The organism is Terrisporobacter mayombei (genome assembly GCF_020748465.1).
GTDB lineage: Bacteria > Bacillota > Clostridia > Peptostreptococcales > Peptostreptococcaceae > Terrisporobacter > Terrisporobacter mayombei.
Genome location: NZ_JAHZMP010000184.1, coordinates 1 through 474, shown reverse-complemented (window position 1 = coordinate 474; position 474 = coordinate 1). Strand labels below are relative to the sequence as shown.

Annotated in this window: 1 protein-coding gene; it reads left to right on the top strand. The window is 34.8% G+C overall.

The genetic code is table 11. From position 1 onward, the window contains the following. Positions 1-167 precede the first annotated feature (167 nt). The coding region (locus K0039_RS21020; RefSeq protein WP_228106862.1) for an RNHCP domain-containing protein at positions 168-474 on the top strand (307 nt) is incomplete at its 3' end.

Here is a 474-nt window from a genome sequence, read left to right as displayed (position 1 = left end):
CATAGTATTATTTTGAATATAGTTATGTTGAAATAGAAGATATTAAATTTTCTAGTCCACAGGAGTTTTCTGTTTTTGTGTAGGCAAATATATATACCACACAAAAAGGCAGATATAAATACCTGTGGATTTTTTTGTATAAAACACAAGATATGGAGGCGATAAAAATGAATTATAAAAATAGAAAACGAGCTTATTATCAGGAAAATTCCTGTTTGGATAACTTTATTTGCAAAAACTGTGGTTGCATTGTAGTACCTGAAGGAGCTGGTACACAACATAGGAATCATTGTCCACATTGCTTACATAGTCTTCATGTGGATATCATTCCTGGTGACCGTGCTGCAGATTGTGATGCTAATATGGAACCTATCGGAGTGTGGGTGAGAAAAAATGGCGAATGGGCAATTATTCATCGTTGTACACGATGTGGACATCTTAGTTCTAACCGTATTGCAGCTGATGATAATCCAG